The 19,621-nt window shown below is 29.9% G+C and carries 18 protein-coding genes; 10 read left to right on the top strand and 8 right to left on the bottom strand.

What is annotated here, in order from left to right; genetic code table 11:
- Positions 1 to 4: 4 nt before the first annotated feature.
- The 3 genes from J1D01_RS10420 (at position 5) to J1D01_RS10430 (ending at position 3,001) form a co-directional block, all read left to right on the top strand.
- On the top strand, positions 5 to 1,417 hold the full coding sequence (locus J1D01_RS10420) for an efflux transporter outer membrane subunit (protein ID WP_421150754.1): 1,413 nt from the start codon (positions 5 to 7) through the stop codon (positions 1,415 to 1,417).
- A 138-nt stretch (positions 1,418 to 1,555) separates the two neighbouring features.
- Entirely contained in the window at positions 1,556 to 1,954 is a 399-nt protein-coding gene (locus J1D01_RS10425; protein WP_421150755.1) for a DoxX family protein, read from the top strand.
- Between the two features lie 15 nt (positions 1,955 to 1,969).
- Complete coding sequence (locus J1D01_RS10430) at positions 1,970 to 3,001, top strand: sensor histidine kinase (RefSeq protein ID WP_421150756.1); 1,032 nt, start codon at positions 1,970 to 1,972, stop codon at positions 2,999 to 3,001.
- 48 nt (positions 3,002 to 3,049) lie between these two features.
- Here the strand turns inward: J1D01_RS10430 and J1D01_RS10435 are convergent, their stop codons facing one another.
- Entirely contained in the window at positions 3,050 to 3,421 is a 372-nt protein-coding gene (locus J1D01_RS10435) for a Fur family transcriptional regulator (protein WP_421150757.1), read from the bottom strand.
- Between the two features lie 175 nt (positions 3,422 to 3,596).
- Between J1D01_RS10435 and J1D01_RS10440 the strand changes: the two genes are divergently transcribed.
- From J1D01_RS10440 to J1D01_RS10470, 7 genes are all read left to right on the top strand, one after another.
- Complete coding sequence (locus tag J1D01_RS10440; RefSeq protein WP_421150758.1) at positions 3,597 to 3,851, top strand: hypothetical protein; 255 nt, start codon at positions 3,597 to 3,599, stop codon at positions 3,849 to 3,851.
- A 219-nt stretch (positions 3,852 to 4,070) separates the two neighbouring features.
- Positions 4,071 to 6,440, top strand: a complete 2,370-nt coding sequence (locus J1D01_RS10445; RefSeq protein WP_421150759.1) for a TonB-dependent receptor — start codon at positions 4,071 to 4,073, stop codon at positions 6,438 to 6,440.
- A 46-nt stretch (positions 6,441 to 6,486) separates the two neighbouring features.
- On the top strand, positions 6,487 to 7,206 hold the full coding sequence (locus J1D01_RS10450) for a DUF4625 domain-containing protein (protein WP_421150760.1): 720 nt from the start codon (positions 6,487 to 6,489) through the stop codon (positions 7,204 to 7,206).
- A gap of 179 nt (positions 7,207 to 7,385) precedes the next feature.
- Positions 7,386 to 7,865 carry a DUF4625 domain-containing protein gene (locus tag J1D01_RS10455; RefSeq protein ID WP_421150761.1) on the top strand — a complete coding sequence of 160 codons (480 nt, stop codon included), beginning with the start codon at positions 7,386 to 7,388 and terminating at the stop codon, positions 7,863 to 7,865.
- Positions 7,866 to 8,071: 206 nt separating this feature from the next.
- Positions 8,072 to 8,806 (top strand): LytR/AlgR family response regulator transcription factor, encoded by a 735-nt coding sequence (locus J1D01_RS10460; protein ID WP_421150762.1) that lies wholly within the window; start codon positions 8,072 to 8,074, stop codon positions 8,804 to 8,806.
- Between the two features lie 278 nt (positions 8,807 to 9,084).
- The gene (locus J1D01_RS10465; RefSeq protein ID WP_372938077.1) at positions 9,085 to 9,822 is read left to right on the top strand and encodes a hypothetical protein; all 738 of its coding nucleotides are present in this window, start codon (positions 9,085 to 9,087) and stop codon (positions 9,820 to 9,822) included.
- 232 nt (positions 9,823 to 10,054) lie between these two features.
- The gene (locus J1D01_RS10470; protein ID WP_372938076.1) at positions 10,055 to 10,639 is read left to right on the top strand and encodes a DUF6515 family protein; all 585 of its coding nucleotides are present in this window, start codon (positions 10,055 to 10,057) and stop codon (positions 10,637 to 10,639) included.
- Positions 10,640 to 10,732: 93 nt separating this feature from the next.
- On the opposite strand, the gene J1D01_RS10475 is transcribed toward J1D01_RS10470, so the two are convergent.
- From J1D01_RS10475 to J1D01_RS10505, 7 genes are all read right to left on the bottom strand, one after another.
- A complete protein-coding gene (locus tag J1D01_RS10475) occupies positions 10,733 to 10,960 on the bottom strand; it encodes a DUF3820 family protein (RefSeq protein ID WP_372938075.1) in 228 nt (75 codons plus the stop codon).
- Between the two features lie 64 nt (positions 10,961 to 11,024).
- The gene (locus J1D01_RS10480; protein ID WP_421150763.1) at positions 11,025 to 11,558 is read right to left on the bottom strand and encodes a DUF922 domain-containing protein; all 534 of its coding nucleotides are present in this window, start codon (positions 11,556 to 11,558) and stop codon (positions 11,025 to 11,027) included.
- Positions 11,559 to 11,584: 26 nt separating this feature from the next.
- Positions 11,585 to 13,501: a PBP1 and LysM peptidoglycan-binding domain-containing protein gene (locus J1D01_RS10485; RefSeq protein WP_421150764.1), complete on the bottom strand. Its 1,917-nt coding sequence runs from the start codon at positions 13,499 to 13,501 to the stop codon at positions 11,585 to 11,587.
- A gap of 231 nt (positions 13,502 to 13,732) precedes the next feature.
- A complete protein-coding gene (gene guaA, locus J1D01_RS10490; RefSeq protein WP_421150765.1) occupies positions 13,733 to 15,268 on the bottom strand; it encodes a glutamine-hydrolyzing GMP synthase in 1,536 nt (511 codons plus the stop codon).
- 62 nt (positions 15,269 to 15,330) lie between these two features.
- Positions 15,331 to 16,701 carry a pyridoxal phosphate-dependent decarboxylase family protein gene (locus tag J1D01_RS10495; protein WP_421150766.1) on the bottom strand — a complete coding sequence of 457 codons (1,371 nt, stop codon included), beginning with the start codon at positions 16,699 to 16,701 and terminating at the stop codon, positions 15,331 to 15,333.
- A 3-nt stretch (positions 16,702 to 16,704) separates the two neighbouring features.
- On the bottom strand, positions 16,705 to 18,303 hold the full coding sequence (bshC, locus tag J1D01_RS10500) for a bacillithiol biosynthesis cysteine-adding enzyme BshC (protein WP_421150767.1): 1,599 nt from the start codon (positions 18,301 to 18,303) through the stop codon (positions 16,705 to 16,707).
- A gap of 577 nt (positions 18,304 to 18,880) precedes the next feature.
- Complete coding sequence (locus J1D01_RS10505) at positions 18,881 to 19,588, bottom strand: S24 family peptidase (RefSeq protein ID WP_421150768.1); 708 nt, start codon at positions 19,586 to 19,588, stop codon at positions 18,881 to 18,883.
- Positions 19,589 to 19,621: the final 33 nt, after the last annotated feature.

The following is a 19,621-nucleotide window of genomic DNA, read 5'->3' on the forward strand; positions in this document are numbered from 1 at the left end:
TATTATGAAATTTAAATCTCTAAAATATATAATTCCTGTTACCGTAATTATTTTAATGATGACCTCATGTGGTATCATGAATAAAAAATATGTAACACCAGAAGCAGGACTTGATGAAAATTACAGAAATTCATTAATGCAAGATAGTACCTCTATGGCTACCTTACCTTGGCAAGAAATAATTTCTGATAGTATTTTACAAAATTTAATAGAAGAAGGGTTACAAAACAACCTGGATTTAAAAGTAGCTATTGAAAATATTAATCAAGCTAAAGCCAATTTAGTAGAAGCAAAACTTCAGTTTTTACCTAGTTTAGAAGGTTCTGCGAATGTAACTAGATCTCAAACTTCTGAAGCTTCATTAAACTTAGGCAGTGTAAGTGGTATTAATTTAAATACCACAAGTTACGTTGGGCAATTAAGTAGTAGTTGGGAGCTTGATGTTTGGGGTAAATTACGAAGTAATAAACGTTCTGCTTTGGCATCTTTTTTAGAAACTGAAGCAGCAACAAAAGCGGTACAAACACAGTTAATTTCAGATATTGCAGTTAGTTATTATAATTTATTAGCCTTAGATGAGCAATTAAAAATAACACAGGCAACTTTACAAAATCGTATTGAAGATCAAGAAACCATGAAATATCTAAAAGAATCTGCAATAGTTGATGGTGCTGCTGTGGTACAAAGTGAAGCAAGCCGCTATGCCATAGAAACTTCAATTCCTGATATTGAATTAGAGATTTTACAAGAAGAGAATACGCTTTCTATTTTATTAGGAAGAGCCCCTGGAAAAATTGAACGCTCTACATTAGGTGAACAAACTACATTTACCAATTTAAAAACAGGCATTCCATCAGAACTTTTAAATAACAGACCTGATATTAGACAAGCAGAAATGGCATTTAGAAGTGCTTTTGAAAATGTTAATATGGCTAAAACTTATTTTTATCCATCATTCAATATTACTGCCAATGGAGGTTTATCATCTTTAAATGTTTCCGATTTTTTCGATAATTCCATATTCTTTAATTTAGTAGGTGGTCTCACACAACCAATTTTTTCTAATGGTGAAAATAAAGCACGTTTAAAAATAAACCAATCTGTACAACAACAGGCATTTTATGAATATAAATCTACATGGTTAACCGCAGGCAAAGAAATATCTAACGCCTTATTTCTTTACACAAAGGCTAAAGAGAAACAAACATCAAGAAAATACCAAATAGAAGCCTTAGAAAAATCTGTTGAGTTTACCGAAGCTCTTTTAGAATACACATCGTCAACTAATTACACAGATGTTTTAACAACTAAAAACGATTTGTTATCTGCACAATTAGATAGCGTAAGTGACAAGCAACAAGAATTACAGGCAATTATTCAATTATACCGAGCTTTAGGTGGAGGTTGGTTAAATTAATTAGCTTAAAGAAAATAAAATTGAAGGCCAATTTCTATCTATAAAATAATACAATTCATATAGTAAAAAGATACAAACTTATATTTTAGTATTATAAACTTAAAACAAATCTTAAATTAGAATATAAAAATAATTCAAATGAAAAAAAACGCAGATTTAGGATTACTAATCCTTAGAATAACAGTAGCAGGTTTAATGCTATTTCACGGATTTGCAAAATTAGGTCATATAGATGGTATTAAAAATATGTTATCCTCTAACGGTTTACCAGAACTTATGGCTTATGGTGTATATATTACAGAGATTATCGCACCAATTTTTATTATTATTGGTTACAGAACAAGATTAGCGTCTTTAGCATTTTTTCTAGGCATGTTATTTATTATATTTCTTGCTCATGCCAATGATATTTTTTCAATTTCTGATAAAGGCGCCCTTAAAAACGAATTAATTTATTTCTATACATTTGGTTCTGTAGCATTGTTTTTTACCGGAGGTGGAAAATATGCGATATCTTTGAAAAATATTTGGGATTAAAATTCATTTTTATTTATGGATAAAAACAAAAAAATAACGCTATTTTCTCATATACTAGTATGGTTAGTATTGTTTAGTATTCCATATATTTTATCGTATGGACAAGAGCAAAATATTAACAGAATAATTGCACATTTTTGGATTCCTATTTTGTTTTATGCTGTTATTTTTTACACCAATTATTTTGTATTAATTGATAAGTATTTATTTAAAAAGGAAAACCTTTTATTTATACTTATAAATGTTTTAATAATAGCTATTGCTATTACTATAAAAGAGCAAGTTGAAAGTAATGTTTTTGAAAATATAAGTCGCCTAAGAAACAGTAATGGAGATGGTCCGCCATTAAAAATGATGATTTATGTACAAATGTTTTCTTATTTAGCACCATTACTATTTTCAATAGCAGTAAAAACAACAAAGCGATGGGTTAAAACCGAAGCCGAACGTAAAGAAGCCGCTAATTTTAAATTACAATCAGAGTTACAACATTTACATTATCAGTTACAACCACATTTCTTTTTTAATTCGTTAAACAACATTTATGCGATGGTAGATATTTCTCCAGAAAAAGCCAAAACATCTATCCATAGCCTAAGCAAACTAATGCGCTATATGTTGTATGAAACTAATGTAGAAGAAGTTTCTTTGACTAAGGAAATAGAATTTATGACCAAGTATATAGAGTTAATGAAATTACGTGTTTCTGACAAAACTATTGTAAATTATAGTTTTCCAAAAGACGGAAGTAATATTAAAATAGCACCTTTACTATTTATTTCATTAATAGAAAATGCTTTTAAACATGGTGTATCTGCAAGTCAGGATAGTACAATAGATATCACAATGACTCTTGAAGATAATAAGGTAATGTTTAAAACAAGAAACAATAACTTTCCTAAAAACACTCAAGATAAAAGTGGTTCTGGTATAGGGTTACAAAATCTAGAAAAACGTTTACAACTTTTATACGTAGGTAAATATAAATTTAACACTAAGGTAGAAGACGAATATTTTAATGTGAATTTAGAGATAGAAACTGTTTAGCTCATGAATAATATACTATAATTAATGCCATGGTTTTTTTATACAAAGCTATGAACAGTCTTTACATACACCTGTTATAACACAATTCATACTTTCTACCTGATATTCTTTTGGTATTGCAATATTAACTTCTACAGGAAGACATTCCATAGTCTCACATTTAGTACATCTAAAGTGAAAATGATCATGATTATGTTGTTCATTACAATCATGATATAATGCAAAATACTGTTTTCCATTTTCTGCTACAATTTTATGTAGAATACCGTCTTCACAAAATCGATTTAATACACGGTAAATAGTTGCTCTATTTATATCTATAGAAATTCTTTGTTCTATCGCATCTTGACTCATTGCTTTTCCAGTTTCAGTCAATACGCTTAAAACCGCTTTCTTGGTTGGTGTATTTCTTCTTTTCATTTTAATGCGATTTATTTGCATTAAATTAATGCAACTTTGTTGCAATAATAAAAATTTATAATATCTTTGTCAAATTAATTGTAATTAAATTATTTCTTGTTAGAGAAGCAAATAAATGAATGTTAGTGCTATAAAACATAGTATCTCCTATTTTTTTCTCGTCCTTTTTCTTTCTATGAAATTGGTAGGGTTGCACACATTTTGTCATGATAATGATGATGATGATGATCTTGATACATCATGTAAAATATGTGAATTAGCAATAACACACAATTTAACACCAGTACTTTCAATACAGTCTCAAGAATTTTCAATAGAAAATACTGAGATAGTTAATAACCACCATGTTTTAGTAAATTACAGTTTTATAATTTCTAACACTATTACCTCTAGTAAATTATTTTCTAGACCACCTCCTTCTTTAATGTAGATTACCCTATACATAATAACCTGTATGTTAAAACGATTTTTAGTATTAAAAGTATACATTGGATATTGTTAATTTTAAATCTTCCAATTAAAATAATTTTAATAATAGTGTTTAGTTGATATAAACAAATGTTTTATATGCAAAAACATACACTTACTGTATAGGGATTTTTAGTGGTTTCTTACTAAAACATTTTCTTAAATCTTATTTAAAATTAATATGATGCTCAAAGCAGTAAGTATATGGCTATTCCTTAGCTTTAGTACTATAATAATTGCTCAAAACACCTACTCAATAAAAGGTTTGGTGTTAAATTCTAAAACCCTACAGCCTTTAGAAGGTGTTAACATTATTGGGGAAAATATGTATTCAATAACATCTTCAACTGGTACATTTACAATAAAAAATGTATTAGAAGGCACATATACATTCAAAATTTCTCACTTAGGCTTTGCTACTAAAAATCTAACCATTACTGTAACAGCAAATATGAATCTTGTTAAAGTGCTGTTAGATGAATCTACCTCCTCTCTTGATGAAATAGAAGTTACTGGAAAAACAAAAAAAAGAATTGTAAAAGAAACACCTATAGTTACTGAGTTGGTTTCTAAAGAGTTTCTTGAAACTAATAGAGAAAATAGTCTTATGCAAACCCTGAGTAAAATACCAGGTGTTAGTACTATTAAAATTGGCTCTGGGCAATCTAAACCAGTTATTAGGGGGTTAGGCTTTAATAGAGTTGTTGTGGTTCAAAATGGTGTTAAACATGAAGCCCAACAATGGGGAAATGACCATGGATTAGAAATAGACCAATATGGTATTGAGAATATTAAAATAATAAAAGGTGCTGCTTCTTTGGTTTATGGCTCAGATGCTATTGCTGGTGTTGTGGATATTGAACCCAATAAAATTCCTCTTGAAAACTCTTTTAATGGTGAAGTAAACCTTTTAGCAGAAAGTAATAATGATTTATTAGGTGTTTCTGTAGGTTTACAAAAACGAAATAAAAAATGGTTTTATCGTACGCGCTTAACTTATAGAGATTATGGTGATTATAAAGTGCCTACAGATAAAATTAATTATGAAAATTACATTTTTGAACTTCATGATAATAACTTAAGAAATACTGCAGGACGTGAAGCTAATGCTAATTTTAGTATTGGTTACACATCTAATAATATAACCTCGGAAACTTTTATTAGTAACGTCTATGCTAAAAATGGATTTTTTGCTAATGCACATGGTTTAGAAGTTAGAGTTTCTGAGATAGATTACGATGCTTCTAATAGAGATATTGACTTACCATACCATAAAGTGAATCATTTTAAAGTTATCAATAACACGTCTATAGATTTTGATAAACATACCATACTAATTGATATAGGCTATCAAAATAATAATAGAGAGGAACATACCGAACCAACATCGCATGGTTATATGCCCAAACCAGATAATACCAAAGAACGCGAGTTTATTAAAAACACCTATTCTTTAAACATAAAAGACACATTTAAGCCCAACAAAAAACATACTGTGGTAGCAGGAATTAATACCGAATACCAAAATAATAACATTGGTGGTTGGGGATTTTTAATTCCGGAATATAACCGTTTTACCATTGGTACTTTTGTTTTTGACACCTTTAAAATTAACTCAGATTTTCATCTTTTAGCTGGTGCTCGTTATGATTTTGGAATCCTAGAAACTAAATCTTATTTCGATTGGTTTCAATCTACCGTTGATAACACCGACGGATCAACGTCAAACATATACTTACAAAGAGCACAAAACAAAACACTAAATTTTGGGAGCTTGAGTGCTTCTTTAGGCTTAAGTTACATACACAATAATACTACGTATAAAGCCAATTTTGGTAAAAGCTTTAGAATGCCATTAGCCAATGAATTAGCTTCAGATGGTGTTAATTATCACATGTATCGTTATGAAAAAGGAAACTTAGACTTAGACCCAGAAGAATCTTATCAATTAGATATAGATGTAAGTCATAGGTTTAAAAATAGCAGTGTAGGTATTAGTCCTTTTGTCAACTTTTTTGAAAACTATATTTACTTAAATCCTACTTCAAACTATTACGAAACTCAGCAAATTTATGAATACACCCAAGCTAAGGTACTTAGATTTGGTGGCGAATTTAGAGCAAGTACAACACTTTTAAAAAACTTAAAATTAAATGCGGCTGCAGAATATGTGTATTCAAGACAAACTAGTGGGCCTAAAAAAGATTTCACATTACCCTTTTCGCCTCCATTTTCCACATTGCTATCCGCCAATTATCAATTTAAAGATTTTAGAATATTAAAATCACCACAATTTACTGTTGATTACAGAATTACAGCAGATCAAAACGAAATTGTTCCACCAGAGCAAACAACAGAAGGTTATCATGTATTAAACATGTCCTTTTTAACATCAATTTCAACCTTTAAAAATAGTAAGCCATTACAAATCAGATTGAAATTTAATAATGTCTTTAATACCGAGTATTACAATCATACCAGTTTTTACCGCTTAATAGATGTACCTGAAGCTGGTAGAAATATATCTATTGCATTAACACAAACTTTATAATAAAAAACAAATGAAAACAAACACTTTAAAATTAAAACTAATGAAAATGACAACAAAATTTAAACTTTTAACAGTCGTAGCCATATTTGCAAGCATTTTTTACTCTTGCGATAGTGATGACGATGGCACGTCTTATGCAGCACCAGTACTATCAGATATAGAACTAGGCATTGGTAATAGTCATATTGCATATCTTGGTTCCGATTTGCATATAGAAATAGAAGTTGTTGCTGAAGGAACCATAGATATTATTGAAGTAGAAATTCATAACGAAGACGATCCAGATGGATGGGAAGGAGAATTTATTTATGATGAATTTTCAGGATTATTGAATACCACATTCCATAAGCATGTAGATATTCCTGATGATATAGATACAGGAGATTACCATTTCCACTTTACGGTAACCGACATGCAAGGAAATCAAACTTCAATTGAAGAAGAGTTAGAAATTCAAGAACTAATTGATGATGAAAATCCTGTTATAACCGTTACTTCTAGTCCCGCAGAAAATGCAACGTTTAATAATGGAGAAACAATAAGTATCTCAGGAACTTTGACAGATAACGTAGCATTAGCAGGCATGTTAGTGGCTCTAGTAAGAACAGATGACAATATAGCAGATGCCGATGTAACAGGCTCAAATTCATCAGTAATTGTAATGATGCACACACACGATTTTACAGACCCAGATGAATTTGACTTTACAGCATCTATTGAAGTTGGTGCTGCTATGGATAATAATATGACACCAGCTAAAACATAGAAGGTGATAATGCATGGGAATCTGGAAGCTATTACATTTTAGTAAAAACAAGTGATGCTAACGGAAATGGAATGGTTTCAGCACACTATCCAATAACTATAAATTTATAATACATTAAATAATTTGCTATAGATCTTTTTATAGAGAAGATCTATAGCAATATCTAAATTTCTAAAATTATGAAAAATTTAAAATTAAGGGTAATACCAAGTTTAATAATCTTATTAATTATGTCTTGTTCTAGTGATGATAATAATGCAAAAGATTTAGAAAAACCAACTATTACTGTAAATTATGATGGCGGTTTTCCACAAGGCTGCCAAGAGCTTTTAAAAGGAGAAACATACAATTTTAAGGCATTAGTAACAGATAATTTAGAATTAGCTTCGTATAGTATAGATATTCACAACAATTTTGATCACCATACGCATGATGACCAAGTTGCAACCTGCGATTTAGACCCTGTTAAAGATCCTACAAATCCGTTTATTTATATAGAAAGCTTTAGCATAGAATCTGGACAAACATCATACGAATTTAATGTAAGTATTACTATACCAACTGATATTGAAGCAGGTGATTACCACTGTTCTTACTCGGTAACAGATGTAACAGGTTGGCAAAGTATTACTTCAATAGATATAAAAATTGTAGAATAATTCAACAAAAACATGTTTACAAAATAAACAGAATAAAAAATATAAAAATTACTTTACTACTCATTTTATTAATATAAAAATATCTAACTCTAAATAAAACGCCAATAACAATATAAAAACGGTTAGGTGTTATTTGAAATATAAAAAGCGCTTATATTTGTTATTGTCTATAAACATAAATTATAGAATTATAACCAGTATAGATTATGAGTAGCTTAAAAATATCTTGTGTTGCTGTAGATGATGAGCCTATGGCATTAAATTTAGTTGAAAGCTATATTGAAAAAACACCTTTTCTAGAACTTAAAACCAAATGCAGTAGCGCTATAGAAGCTATGCAATATATTAAAGAGCATCCTGTAGATCTGTTATTTTTAGACATTCAGATGCCTGATCTTACAGGTATTGAGCTTTCAAAAATATTACCAGAACAAACACGTGTTATTTTTACCACAGCTTTTGATCATTATGCTTTAGAAGGTTTTAAAGTTGATGCTATAGACTATCTATTAAAACCTTTTGATTATGCCGAGTTTTTAACCGCAGCTAACAAAGCACAAAAATGGTTTGAATTACTTAAAGGAAAAACCAACCAACCAGAAATTATCTCAAAAGAAAAAGAATTTCTTTTTGTAAAATCTGAATACAAGCAATTACGCATTAAACTGGCCGATGTACTTTATTTTGAAGGTTTAAAAGACTACATAAAGATATGGTTGAAGAATAATCCTAAGCCTATTTTAACTTTAATGAGTTTAAAATCGTTGGAAGAAGAATTACCTATAACACAATTTATGCGTGTACATCGTTCGTTTATAGTATCGTTAAATAATATAGATGTAATAGAACGCAGTCAAATCATTATTAACAAACAGCGCATTACCGTTTCTGAACAGTATAAACCCAAGTTTTTAAAGTTTATAAATAGTAATTCGCTTTAACATTCTTTTATACTTGCTTTAAAAAAAATAAACTATTATAGCTTTACTCTCTCTTTAGCTATTCTATTCAATCTAAATATCTAAGTTAATAGCTATTCTTAAAATCTATAAAAAAAACACCTTTGTAGATACAAATCTTAATGTTCATCTATTCCCTTTTTTAATTATAAGAAACCCTAATACTTTTATCTAAGAATTAGAATATAAAATATTACTCAAAACCTTAATTAAAAATATTTAAATAATAATTCACTTTAAAAAAATATAAAGCGTTAATTATGAAACTACTCCGTAAATTTAGAAGAAACCTAATTGTTTTAGGTAAGTTTAAATCTTACGCTGCATATGCCTTAGGTGAAATTGTTTTAATAGTAATTGGTGTAACCATAGCTTGGAAAATTAACGATTTAAACGACATTAGAAAAAGTAGAATTTTAGCAAATAAAATTGAAGTAAACTTAAAGGAAGAACTAAATGCCAATTTACGACTACTAAAACGAAAAATAGACCTAGATACCGAAACGGTAGCCTATTTGCAAAATACATTAAAGTATGTAGGTGCTAATGAAACCGATTTAAGTCAAGGTGCAAAAGATACCATTACTAATATAGCCCATGTAGAGGTGAATTTATTAGAAAGTACCATAAACTCTGTTTTAACTACTAGCAAACTAGAGCAAATAAGTAGTATAAAGTTAAAAGATATGCTATCTATGTACTATCATAAAATAGAAAATTTCAAAAATCAAGAAACCCTTGTTGAAGCTATTGTTTCTAATAAAATAAAACCAATTTTAGAAGAATATGTATCACTATCTGAAATTTTACCAGATAACGAAAATTATACGCACATAAAAAAATATGGAAGCAAATCTAATTTCTCTGGCTTACTAAACAACAAAAAATATCAAAACAGTATAATAGACAGACTTTTAGAAACCCAAAAACAATTAAATAATACTAAAACCTTATTAAGTAAAACAAAAACATTAATAGCAACTTTAAATTTAAAATAGTTATTAGAGCCTTCAATAAAAATAGAATATTATCATTTTTAAGCTAATAAAACATCTAAACTAAATAGGTTAAACCTTATCAAATCATTAAAATAAAGTCACCTATAGATAAAATTTAAGCAAACGTATATCTTCTTTCATTAATATATTAAATAAAAATACCTTTAAACTATTATTACTAGACAGAGTCTAATAATTAGTAAATAAAGTATAACTCTAAATCTTATATATTATGAAAACACTAATAAAAACTTACGTTTTGCCTGCTTTTTTAATATTTGCTTTTACAGCTACGAGTGCTGAAGCTCAAGGCAGAAGAACTTCATCAAACACAAAAGTTGTTACCACAAAAAGCAAAATACTTAGAAGAGTACCTAGCTCTAAGGTAACTTATAAAAAGCCTACAAGAAAAGTAGTAGCAGTTAGGAATTTACCTAATAAAACCATTATAAAACACAAGGGACAAAATTATTATTATTCTAATAATAGGTTTTATACAAATGCTAGAGGACGTTACATTGCTATTCCTCCAAAAATTGGTTTTAGAGTAAATGTTTTACCCCAAAACTTTAAGCGTATAAGATTCAACAATCACCTATATTTCCTTGCTAATGGTATATTTTATATTCAAGTTAACAATGTATATGAAGTTGTAGAACCAGAAGTTGGAACTATTGTTTATGAACTCCCTGATGATTCTGAAAAAGTTACTATAGATGGTTTAACGTATTATGAATACGCTAATGTACTTTACGAAAAAGTTCAAGTAGATGGAACCAGAGCTTATGAAGTAGTTGGTTTTATAGAAATGGAATAAAAATTGGTTTAAATTGTTTGTTTGGTATTAAAAACGGATGTTCTAAAAAATAGAACATCCGTTTTTATTTAACCTTTTCTTTAGTAGTTAAGTCTACCTTAGATATTCTTCTTTAATCTTTCTAACTAAATATTCTAAACCATTTACTTTTAATTCATAAACCGTGGTAAGCATATCTCCTAATTTATTTTTAGGAAATCCTTTTCTATGATACCAAACCACATAATATTCTGGAAGATCTATTAAATAACGGTCTTTATACTTGCCATAGGGCATTTTAGTATGTGCTAGCTTTAAAAGGAATTCTTTATCTGGAATCATAGTTTTTTAATAAATCTATTTTACTTGAGGTAAAAGCATCTAACTTATCTAAAAGTTAGTAATATTAATTTGATTTATACTTAGAAAACTTTTTTAATTCTTGAGCAATGTAGGCTTTCCATTGTGCCTGGGCTTCTATATTTCTAGAAAAGTTGGTTTCTAAATCGTATTTATTCTGTGTGTTTTTTAATTCTAAATTAATGGTTTTTTGAAGGGTTTTCAACTCACTTTTAACATGATTTGTTATTTTAAGTTTATTAATCTCATACCTTAATTTTCTAGCATGTAACTCGGTAATATCAAAATGTAATTGCTCATGATTTAATACATGAATACCTGCCCTATCTGGTTTATACCAAGATTGTTCTGGATAAAAATGTGCGTGTACTTGAGTAGAAAAGTTAGTTACTTCATTATTAGTTTGCTTAATGGAATATCCAAAAGAAATACCAGATGCTGTGACCGCTGCTGCACTGTCTTGTAAATTAGGTGAGCCTTTAAAATCTGTCCATGAAAGTTTATAAGATTCACTCCATGATAGTACAGGTTCTTCTTGAATTAACAAAAAACTACAAAAAACAATAAGAATTCTAATCACAAATTTAAAACGTAAAGCTAATTAGCTTATTGTTTCACTTCTACAATTGTTAAATCCTGATACTTAACTAAATATACAGTATCATTGTAATAACCCCCAAACATTTTCTTTTTATATGCAAATTTGTTTTCTACATATTCTGTAACTGGAGCTTTTTTTACAGACATAAATAAATCATCAGAAGACACTAACCGCAACGCAACATCCATTGTTAAATCAAAACCTTTTACGGCTCTTTTATTTGGTGTTATATTATATTTACGTTTGTAGTTCTTTACAAAAGAATTGGTTTCATCATAACTTCTAGAGGTGGTTGCATAATGAAATTGAAGTTTAGATAAATGCTCATTAGATACCTCATCTCCTTCAAAAGCTTTGTTAAAATTGGTTGTTATTAAAACAATATCTCTTTGCTCAATTCTTTTTTCTTTATCTTCTTTTTGAATTAAAGAGGCCAAAATACTTGTTACGTTTGAGACAAACCCTGCGTTTTTAGTTTCTAAAAACACAATATTATTACCTGGCTTTAAAGCATTTTCAATATCTTGTCTGTTCACATAATACTTATCTGCACCTTCTTTATTTTTTTTAGAGTACACTTGCTTTGCTGCAATAAATTCTTGTTTTAAACTGTTTGATATGGCTGTGTGTTTTGAATCTGAAATAATTACAATATTACTTGATAACGTATCTGCCTTAACAAAATTTACAACTCTACTTTTAAGCAAATCATCTGATGCTCTAGATTGAAAAACATTATCATATAATTTTAAGTTTGTACCAATAGGTGATACTACAGGAACATGTGCTGCCTTTAATTTAGAAGCCGCTTTTTCAAAGTTCTTTGATGTTAACGGACCAATAACGGCATCTACTTCTTCTAAATTATTATTATCAATAATATCTGCTACTTCACTTATTTGATTTTTTGTATCAAAAACATCAACTTTAAGTGAAATACCTAAAGCTTTTAATGAATCTACAGCCATTAATACACCTGAATGAAAGTCTAACGATGCATCTAAATAAGGGTCTTTTTTAATGCCTTTTTTAATACCTGAAACAGAATCAAAATCTACTCTATTTAACCTAAAAGGCAGCATTACAGCTATATGCTTGGTAGTATAATCAGAAATACTATCTATTAAATTAATCTTATATTCCTTTTCTCCCGAAAGTGCTTCATTAAAAGGAATTTTAAGAATCATACCTGCTTTTAGGCCACTTTCGGCTAAACCTGGATTGAGTTCTTCTATTTCAGCTTGTTCTAAGCCTAGTTTTAATTTTAACCTGTAAAAACCTTCTTTTGGTAAAACTTTATAATAACTAAATTGCTCATCTACTACTTTTTCTGCTTCATCTTCAATATTAGGTACTTTAATTTCTTGACCTTCTTTTAAAACCTCTCCCATATCTGGGTTTATACTTTCTAATTCAGCTATAGTAATTCCAAACTTATAAGCTATTCGCCATTTTCCTTCTTTAGGTTTAACAATGTAAGTTCTATAAGGTTCTACAGCTTCTGTAACTTCTGTAGTTTTAAAAATTGGTATTTGAAGTTTATCTCCCTTTCTTAGCGGATTAGCATATAAAAACTTATTATGCTTTTTTATATCTGCTTCTTCTACGTTGTACTTTTTAGATAAACTATATAGAGTTTCTTTTCTTTTTGTTTTATGGGTTTTAAATCCTTGTAATTCCTTAACTATCGTTGTTTTAATTTCAACTTTAGACTTTGGAATTATTAAAATGGTATTGGGTTTTAACCCTGTTTTAGCCTCTGGATTTAACTTGTAAATATCTAAAGGTGTAACGTAATATTGTTTTGCAATACCTTCAACCGTTTCGCCTTTTTTAACTTTATGTGTGCTGTAATTTTGTGCCTGTACTATGCCAAAACTAAAAAAACATAGAAAACAAAAAATGGAAAAGAATTTAGTCATTTAACGTTGTTATTTATTTTGTTAAAGGTTAAATCTATAAAATTTTATTACATATAGGTTACCTAAATCATATAGTATGCCAAAAAGGAAAAATTTTATAAACTCATGTTAATATATACGAAACTTTGTGAAATTAAGTTGACACTACTAAATTATAAATAGTTCTAAATACCCTAAGTCTTTTACTTTACTGCTTTATATGACACGCTATTTTTTTATTATGTCACGCCATTATTCCCATTCAATGGTTGCGGGTGGTTTAGAGCTTATATCATAAACTACTCTATTAACGCCTTTTACTTTATTTATTATATCATTTGATGTTTTTTGAAGGAACTCATAAGGTAAGTTTACCCAATCGGCGGTCATTCCATCGGTACTTTCTACTGCTCTTAAAGCCACACACTTCTCATAAGTTCGCTCGTCTCCCATAACACCAACGCTATTTACAGGCAACAACATAGCACCAGCTTGCCATACTTTATCATAAAGCCCCCATTCTTTTAAACCTTTAATAAAAATATGGTCTACCTCTTGTAGAATGCGCACCTTTTCAGCAGTAATATCTCCTAAAATTCTAATTCCTAACCCAGGACCTGGAAATGGATGACGTCCTAAAAGTTCGGGGTTAATTCCTAAAGACTTACCTACTCTACGCACCTCATCTTTAAAAATGGCACGTAATGGCTCTACTATTTTAAGTTTCATAAAATCTGGTAACCCACCAACATTATGATGACTTTTTATAGTTGCCGAAGGTCCTCCTGTAGCAGATACACTTTCAATAACATCGGGGTAAATGGTACCTTGAGCTAAAAAAGTAACATCTTCAATTTTATGGGCTTCGTCATCAAAAACTTCAATAAACGCATTACCAATAGCTTTACGTTTTTGCTCTGGGTCTTCTATACCTTTAAGAGCTTTTAAAAAACGCGCTGAAGCATCAACACCTTTTACATTAAGCCCCATGCCTTCGTATTGGTTTAGTACATTTTCAAATTCATTTTTACGTAACAAACCGTTATTAACAAAAATACAGTACAAGTTTTTGCCTATAGCTTTGTTTAATAATACTGCTGCCACCGTAGAATCTACACCACCTGAAAGGCCTAAAACTACTTTTTCATTACCTACTTTTTCTTGAATGGCTTCTACAGTTTCTTCTATAAAAGAGTCTGGTGTCCAATCTTGGTGTAACCCAGCAATACTTACTAAGAAATTTTCTAATAGTTGTTTTCCATCGGTAGAATGGTATACTTCAGGATGAAATTGAATAGCATACGTTTCTTCGCCTTCAATTCTATAAGCTGCATTTTCAACGTCATGCGTACTAGCTATTAAAACGCCATTAGTAGGTAATTGTTTAATAGTATCTGAATGACTCATCCAAACTTGACTACCTGTATGAATATGTGCAAAAAATGGTTCATTACTTTTTATGAACGATAAATTAGCCCGCCCATACTCTCTGGTGTTTGAAGGTGCCACTTCTCCACCAGAAAAATGTGCTAAATATTGCGCTCCGTAACAAACGGCTAATACTGGTTTTTTACCACGAATTTCTGAAAGATCTGGATGCAATGCATCTTCTCCTCTAACAGAATTTGGGCTACCAGAAAGTATAACCGCTTTATACTCTTCTAGATTGTTTGGAATTTTATTAAATGGATGTATTTCGGAGTAAATGTTGAGTTCCCTAACTCTACGAGCAATAAGTTGTGTGTATTGCGATCCGAAGTCTAAAATTAATACCTTGTCATGTTGCATGCGCAAAAGTAATAATTGATTTTATAATGAGAAATTACGAGTACGTATTTTTTTAACAAGTTTTAAACCATAGAATCTAAAATGGCTTCAATATCTTCTTCTGTAGTATCTGGGTTAATAAAACAGAAACGCGATACGGTTTCAAAACCATTTGGTGTTCTCCATTTTGTTGGTGTTACTAATGCAAATCCTTTTTCATGATTTTCATAAGTCCAATGTGTATAATCTTCAGGCTTCCAGCCCTTTCTTCTATACAAAACACAAGACAAACTTGGTTCTCTTACCAACTCTACATGTGGTTTTTTATCTATCATTTCACCTGCTTTTTGTGCTAGTTCTAAACCGCGTTCTACAGCTTCTTTATATCTTTCTGTACCGTGAGTAGCTAATGAAAACCACAATGGCAAACCTCTTACCCGGCGTGTTAATTGTATTTGATAATCTGAGGGATTAAAGCCATGAGCGCCTTCGTCTTTAAATATTTCTAAATAAGACCCTTCTTGTGCATGTGCTTTTTTTGCTAATTCGGGTTTTTTATAAATTACGGCCCCACAATCATACGGAGAAAACATCCATTTATGAGGGTCTATAGTAATACTATCTGCTCTTTCAATACCTTTAAATAAGTGTCTTACTGAGTCTGCTACCAAAGCTCCTCCCCCATAGGCTGCATCTATATGAAACCATAAATTTTCTTTTTCGCAAACAGTAGCTATTCCATCTAAATCATCAATAATTCCTGCATTGGTTGTTCCTCCTGTTGCAACTACAGCAAAGAGGCGTTTACGTTGGTGGAGTGTTAAAGAATCTATATAGTTTTGTAATTCTTCTTTATGCATAACATCTTCAGTATCTACCAATAAAATTTCAACATCAGCAACTTTAGCCATTGCTTTTATTGATGAGTGTGCTCCAATAGAAGTAATTATTAGTCCTTTTTCTCCTTTAAATGCCTCATTCTCTCTCCAATATTCTCTAGCTGTAACAATAGCTGAAAGGTTTGCTGCGGTACCTCCACTTGTAAAAACTCCAAAGGCGCCTTTTGGTAATCCTGTTAATGATACCATCCAACTCATGGCTTCATTTTCACAAAAAATTCCGCCTGCACCTTCCATCCAATAAGCACCGTGAATACTGGAAGCCGATGTAATTAAATCAAACATAATGGCTGCTCTTGTGGGTGCTGCTGGTACAAAAGCTAAATTTCTAGGATGATCTACAGGCACTGTTGCTTTTGCTAGATGTTTTTTCCACATTTTAAATGCATATTCACCTCCAACTCCATTTGGAGTAATTGTTTCTCCTACTAGCTCTTTTAACTCTTGTTCTTTTTTGGGTTTACCTATTTTAATTTTAGTTGCAGAAACTCTATCTATGGTATATTTCATTACATCCATAGTCATTTCAACTAAATCAATATCTATCTTGTGCATTAGTTACATTTTTAATATTAAAAACTCACTTTGAAGTGGTTTTAAATGCTCTATAAGTTTAGGGATTAAATTTTCACCAAATTCTAAATAAAACTCAGAAAAATTGGTGTTACGCTCTTGCAAACTTCCGTTTGGGAATAATTGATTTTGAAGTTCTGTCATTCTTAAAACTTGGTCTGACAGAACTTTCTTTTGTGCTTTTAATAATCGTTTTTCTAATTTCTCTAAGCCTTTAAGTTGTTTTACTTCTTGTGCTTTTACGGCTCCTAAAAAAGATTTATCGGTTTGGTCTGCTAGAAAAAATAATGCTTCAAACTGTTTTTTTAACTGATTTTTTTGTTCGGAAAAATCTATTTCAATATTAGATATTTCTCTCACTTTTTTATTAATAAAGTTGTCTCTTTTTAAAAAGATATCTTCTTTAGAAACACCTAAATTTTGAAGTTTTTTAAATTGAGTTTGAGTTTGAATTAACACCGAATTACGCAGTAACAATATAGGGAAAGTTACATTGAATTTGCCAAACATTTGTTTTAGCTGAAACCAATAAGCCAACTCGCCACCACCACCAATATAACAAAGGTTAGGTAAAATTACCTCTTGGTATAAAGGGCGCATAATAACATTAGGTGAAAACCGTTCTGGAAACTCTACAAGTTCTTTTTTTATTTCACTTTCACTCCAAGAAATATTGGTATTTAAAACTTTATAAACATTGTCTTCAAAAACAATACGCTCTCGCAAATTATATGCAATATAAAACAGATTGATTTCTCTTGGGTTTACTTGAATATTATAGCTTTTTGATAGCTCTTTACTAGTTTCTGAAACCGCTTTAAAAGACGTATTATTAAGCAATTCGTCTTCTACATAAGGAATGAATAAACGCTTTAATTCTTTGTTATTAGCATCTATAATAACTAAACCATAAACTTTAAAAAGTTCATTAGCCAAATATCTAGTGGCACTTGCAAGATTATTATGCTGCAAGTATGCGTTTTTAAATAACTCTGTTAAATATTCTGCATTATTGCTGTGACCAAATTCGCCTTTTAAAACTTCTAAAACATCATCTAATCCGTTAGTTGACAATTCGCCTACAGCCCCATTAGATTCTTTATTCCATTGAATTTTTTTTCCTTTAAAATTAAAATAGTTTATTTCATCAAAATCATGGTCTTCTGTAGCCATCCAATAAACAGGTACAAAATTAAATTCTGGATATTGCTTTTTTAATTCTTTAGTAAGATTAATTGCTGATACTATTTTGTAAAGAAAATAAAGTGGTCCCGTAAATAAATTAAGCTGATGCCCTGTGGTAATTGTAAAAGTCTTATCACTTTTTAAAGTTTCTATATTCTGTAATGTTAAATCTGAAGTATTAAGATTTTTATATTGCGCTTTTAAAACTTTTACTAAAATATTTCTATTAGAATTTGAAACTAAAGCAGATTGTTGTTTTTCCTTTATTTGTGCTTTAAAATTACCTACTTCTGGAAATCTATTATAAAACGGTTTTAAATATGGGTTTCCATCTATATAATCGCATATTAATGATGAAAAATAGCCTGTTTGTTTAAATGAAATAGTGTCTAAAGACATACTGTGCTATTAAATTTTGGTGTAAATATACAGTTATTAAGGGGTATAAAACAAATAGTACATTAGATATACAACATAAAAAAGGTGCAAAAAGTTTGATTTTCAAACGGTTAAAGCGCTTTTCATTATTTTTTCTGAAAAAAACAAAAAGTACAAAAAGTACAATTAACGCATCATTCTTCTACCATTAATTAAGGTGCTAATATAAGTATATTATACATAACTACCATTTTAAGCCGTAAACAGCTAAAAAACTACTATTTGCGGCTAATCTAACACGTATTTAATTAGCTATAAATTAGACTTAAAAAGTCTCATATGTTTTTTCGTTAAAAAACTAAAAAATAAATAGGATGGACAATAGGATGGACAATAGGGTGGACAAAAAAGGTATAAAAAGAGCTAACAAATATATCTATAACATTAAAAAATATACTTAAAATGTATAATAATAACAATAAGACATAGGGATAATGCAATAAAAACAACATGTTTTTAACCGCAAAACACTTGTTTATCAATAAGTTAGATGTTTGTATCTCGAAAAAAGAAATAAAAAGAAGTGTATAAAATGATTTTATCGCATAGAATTAATGCGTATACTGGCTTTTACCAGAGCCATAGCTCTGACTTTTGAAAGCAAAATATCTTTAGGTTGATGATGTGAGTTCTGAGAAACTAAACGTATATAATCATCTCCTTTCTCTGACCTCTGAACATACTTGACGCTCACATATTCTTCACCTGCAACTTCTACTGACACTAAGTACATTTCTCCCCAAAATATATCATTCTTAAAGTCTTGAATTTGCTTATAAGCTACTATATCTCCACTCTTAAGTAGCGGATACATACTATCTCCGGTAACATATATGGCTCCATCGCACTTAGGTAGGTTGGGGATCTTAATGGTATCTACAGGAATCATAACAGATTGATCCCTGAATAGTTCTACTAAGCCAGCTGTAGCTTCTAGATTGTACAAGGGTATTGATTGAATATCTGTGACTTTATCCGTTCTTAATTTATATACAGTCGTGTTTTCTTTTAGTTGATCTATATTATCGTTATAATTCATTTTGAGGTCTAAATCTTCGTTGAACACACTATTAAGATCGAAATCATTTTCGATTAAAAAGTCAATATACTTATTAGGTATAAACTTCTTCCTGCCTGATTCCAGGAGTGACACATCTTTTTGTGTAACGCCTACGGCTTTAGCGAATTGTGACTGGTTAAGCCCTAATCGCTCTCTGGAAGCCTTTATTTTTTCAAATGATTTCATGATTAAATTCAAAAAAGGTATATTTTAATTTTG

Origin of the sequence: Seonamhaeicola sp. NFXS20, from assembly GCF_049132085.1 — a bacterium.
Taxonomy (GTDB): Bacteria; Bacteroidota; Bacteroidia; order Flavobacteriales; family Flavobacteriaceae; genus Seonamhaeicola.

What these genes read in the sequence shown, in the direction of transcription:
- J1D01_RS10420 (WP_421150754.1), top strand. Translation starts at nt 5, where the DNA reads ATGAAATTTAAATCTCTAAAATATATAATTCCTGTTACCGTAATTATT.
- J1D01_RS10425 (WP_421150755.1), top strand. Translation starts at nt 1,556, where the DNA reads ATGAAAAAAAACGCAGATTTAGGATTACTAATCCTTAGAATAACAGTA.
- J1D01_RS10430 (WP_421150756.1), top strand. Translation starts at nt 1,970, where the DNA reads ATGGATAAAAACAAAAAAATAACGCTATTTTCTCATATACTAGTATGG.
- J1D01_RS10435 (WP_421150757.1), bottom strand. Translation starts at nt 3,421, where the DNA reads ATGAAAAGAAGAAATACACCAACCAAGAAAGCGGTTTTAAGCGTATTG.
- J1D01_RS10440 (WP_421150758.1), top strand. Translation starts at nt 3,597, where the DNA reads ATGAAATTGGTAGGGTTGCACACATTTTGTCATGATAATGATGATGAT.
- J1D01_RS10445 (WP_421150759.1), top strand. Translation starts at nt 4,071, where the DNA reads ATGATGCTCAAAGCAGTAAGTATATGGCTATTCCTTAGCTTTAGTACT.
- J1D01_RS10450 (WP_421150760.1), top strand. Translation starts at nt 6,487, where the DNA reads ATGACAACAAAATTTAAACTTTTAACAGTCGTAGCCATATTTGCAAGC.
- J1D01_RS10455 (WP_421150761.1), top strand. Translation starts at nt 7,386, where the DNA reads ATGAAAAATTTAAAATTAAGGGTAATACCAAGTTTAATAATCTTATTA.
- J1D01_RS10460 (WP_421150762.1), top strand. Translation starts at nt 8,072, where the DNA reads ATGAGTAGCTTAAAAATATCTTGTGTTGCTGTAGATGATGAGCCTATG.
- J1D01_RS10465 (WP_372938077.1), top strand. Translation starts at nt 9,085, where the DNA reads ATGAAACTACTCCGTAAATTTAGAAGAAACCTAATTGTTTTAGGTAAG.
- J1D01_RS10470 (WP_372938076.1), top strand. Translation starts at nt 10,055, where the DNA reads ATGAAAACACTAATAAAAACTTACGTTTTGCCTGCTTTTTTAATATTT.
- J1D01_RS10475 (WP_372938075.1), bottom strand. Translation starts at nt 10,960, where the DNA reads ATGATTCCAGATAAAGAATTCCTTTTAAAGCTAGCACATACTAAAATG.
- J1D01_RS10485 (WP_421150764.1), bottom strand. Translation starts at nt 13,501, where the DNA reads ATGACTAAATTCTTTTCCATTTTTTGTTTTCTATGTTTTTTTAGTTTT.
- guaA (WP_421150765.1), bottom strand. Translation starts at nt 15,268, where the DNA reads ATGCAACATGACAAGGTATTAATTTTAGACTTCGGATCGCAATACACA.
- J1D01_RS10495 (WP_421150766.1), bottom strand. Translation starts at nt 16,701, where the DNA reads ATGCACAAGATAGATATTGATTTAGTTGAAATGACTATGGATGTAATG.
- bshC (WP_421150767.1), bottom strand. Translation starts at nt 18,303, where the DNA reads ATGTCTTTAGACACTATTTCATTTAAACAAACAGGCTATTTTTCATCA.
- J1D01_RS10505 (WP_421150768.1), bottom strand. Translation starts at nt 19,588, where the DNA reads ATGAAATCATTTGAAAAAATAAAGGCTTCCAGAGAGCGATTAGGGCTT.